Below are 2,598 nucleotides of genomic sequence, written 5' to 3'. Positions count from 1 at the left end.
GCCCGGTCTGGTGGGTCACCAGCCTGCGGCCGAGCATGGCGTCGGCGGCCTCGACGATCTCGTGATCGGACGAGCAGAGTTTGATGCCACCGGCCTTGCCGCGGGCGCCGGAATGGATCTGTGCCTTCACCACCCAGCGGTCGCCGCCGATCTCACTGGCGCGATAGGCTGCCTGTTCAGGGCTGTAGGCGAGCCCGCCGCGGGGAACGTGGATTTGGTAGCGAGAAAGCAGTTCCTTGGCCTGATATTCGTGAATGTCCATGTCGTCCTCCTCTCAGCGGGCTGAAGCAATGGCTTCATGGGTGGCGAGCACGTTGCGCGCCATCCGTTCGGAAGCGGCGTCGATCATCTTTCCGTCGAGCGAGGCTGCCCCCTTGCCCTGGTTCTCGGCGACCTTCAGCGCGTCGATGATGCGGCGGGCGCGATCGACCTCCTTCTCGGGCGGCGAGAAGATTTCGTTGGCAAGCGCGATCTGACTCGGATGGATGGCCCATTTGCCCTCGATTCCGAGGGCGGCAGCACGGCGGGCGGCGGCCCTGTAGCCCTCGGGATCAGAAAAATCGCCGAAGGGACCGTCGATCGCACGCAGGCCATAAGCGCGGCAGGCGACCGTCATCCGCGACAAGCCGAAATGCCATTGGTCGCCTGGATAATCGGGGTTGAGGCCGCCGATGTTGACGGTGCGGGCCTTGACGCTCGCGGCATAGTCGGCAACGCCGAAATGCAACGCTTCCAGCCGGCCACCGAAGGATGCGATGGCCTCGACATTGGCCATGCCAAGTGCGGTTTCGATAAGCGCCTCGAGGCCAACGCGGGTCTTGTAGCCGTTGGCGATCTCGATCTGATTGATCATGGCCTCGACCATGTAGAGGTCGGCGGGCACGCCGACCTTGGGCACCAGCAGCGTGTCAATCCGGTCGCCGGCCTGCTCCATGAGATCAACGACGTCGCGATACATGTAGTGGGTATCGAGGCCGTTGATCCGGACCGAGATGGTCTTGCCGCGGCCCCGCCAGTCGATCTCATTCAGCGCCGCCACGATATTGGCGCGGGCGCGCTCCTTGTCCGGCGGCGCTACCGCATCCTCGATGTCGAGGAAGATGTAGTCGGCGTCCGAACTGGCTGCCTTCCCGATCATCTCCGTGTTCGAGCCCGGCACGGCGAGTTCGCTGCGTTGCAGCCGGAGCCGGCGCAGGTGATTGATCGTATGGCTCATAAATTCCTCTCCTTGGTCTTCTCAGGCTGCTTTGGCGGTTGCCGTCATGGCGGCGGATCGGAACTGGTTGATCGCGGCTCCCACGCCCGAGCCCGGCTCGATCGTCAGGCCGCAATCGAGCAGCGTGAGTTCGGCGGCCGAGAGCGCCCCCAGCACCATGACCTCGTTAAGCGCGCCGAGATGGCCGATGCGGAAGACCTTGCCCGCCACTTTGCTCAGTCCGCTGCCGAGCGAGGTGTTGTAGGCGCGGTAGGCGTGGCGAATGACTTCGACGCCGTCGATGCCCTCGGGCAGGCGGATCGCCGAGACCGTATCGGAATACCACTTGGGCTCTGTCGCGCAGAGTTTCAGGCCCCAGGCGGAAACAGCCACGCGGACCCCGTTTGCCAGGTGATGGTGGCGGGCAAAGATGTTCTCGAGGCCTTCTTCGAAGATCAGGTCCAGCGAGGCGCGCAGGCCGCGCAGCAACTGCGTCGGTGGTGTGTAGGGAAAGTAACCAGTGTCGTTGGTCTTGATCATATCCTCGAAGGAGAAGTAGCAGCGCATGTGGCGCGCGCTCTTGGCGGTTTCGAGCGCCTTCTGGCTGACCGAAAGGAAGCCGAGGCCGGCGGGCAGCATGAAGCCCTTCTGCGAACCGGAGACGGCGCAATCGACGCCCCATTCGTCTTGGCGGAAATCGATCGAACCGATTGACGAAACGCCATCCACAAAGAGCAGCGCTGGATGGCCGCAGGCGTCGAGGGCGGCGCGGACGGCCGCGACATCGGAGGTAACTCCCGTCGCAGTTTCGTTGTGCGTCACGAAGACCGCTTTGATGTTGTGCGCCTTGTCGGCGGCCAGGCGCTCCGCATAGAGCTCGACCGGCACGCCCGTACCCCATTCCCCGTCGAGGCAGTCGACCTCGAAGCCGAGGCGCTCGGCCATGTCGACCCAGAGATGCGAGAACTGGCCGAAGCGGCTCATCAGCAGACGGTCGCCGGGCGAGAGCACATTCGTCATCGCCGCTTCCCAGGCGCCGGTCCCGGACGAAGGATAGATGAAGACGCGGCCGCTCTGGTTCTTGAAAACCTTTTTGACGTCGGCGAAAAGCGGCAGGGTCAGCTCCGGATATCGCGGGGAACGCATGTCCTCCATCGGCAGGTCCATCGCCTGACGGACCTGCTCGGGGATGTTGGTGGGGCCGGGAATAAAGAGATGATTGTAGCCTGGCATCGTTCCTCCACTTGTACGCGGCGTCCGCAAACCGGGGTCGAACGCGGACTGGATAGCTGCGCTCAGGCTGCCCTTCGGGCCAGTTCGCCACAACACCCGCCCGGGCAGAAAAGAATGCCAGGCGGGCGGCGCATTTTCGGCCCATCGGGTGGCGGTCTGGAGTGGGTGGG

At 64.1% G+C, this 2,598-nt stretch carries 3 protein-coding genes; all 3 read right to left on the bottom strand.

All coding sequences use genetic code 11. The features are described from left to right. On the bottom strand, positions 1 to 262 hold a 262-nt coding region (locus EOA85_RS32320), incomplete at its 3' end, for an ATP-grasp domain-containing protein (protein ID WP_206523418.1). 12 nt (positions 263 to 274) lie between these two features. Continuing rightward, the gene (locus EOA85_RS32315) at positions 275 to 1,216 is read right to left on the bottom strand and encodes a CoA ester lyase (RefSeq protein WP_127212433.1); all 942 of its coding nucleotides are present in this window, start codon (positions 1,214 to 1,216) and stop codon (positions 275 to 277) included. Positions 1,217 to 1,237: 21 nt separating this feature from the next. Continuing rightward, on the bottom strand, positions 1,238 to 2,428 hold the full coding sequence (locus tag EOA85_RS32310; protein WP_127212432.1) for an aminotransferase class V-fold PLP-dependent enzyme: 1,191 nt from the start codon (positions 2,426 to 2,428) through the stop codon (positions 1,238 to 1,240). Between the last annotated feature and the right edge of the window lie 170 nt (positions 2,429 to 2,598).

The sequence above is a fragment of the Mesorhizobium sp. M5C.F.Ca.IN.020.29.1.1 genome, assembly GCF_003997375.1.
Classification (GTDB): Bacteria; Pseudomonadota; Alphaproteobacteria; order Rhizobiales; family Rhizobiaceae; genus Mesorhizobium; species Mesorhizobium wenxiniae.
Note: the sequence above shows the minus strand (reverse complement) of the source record. Positions and strands in the feature narration are given on the sequence as shown.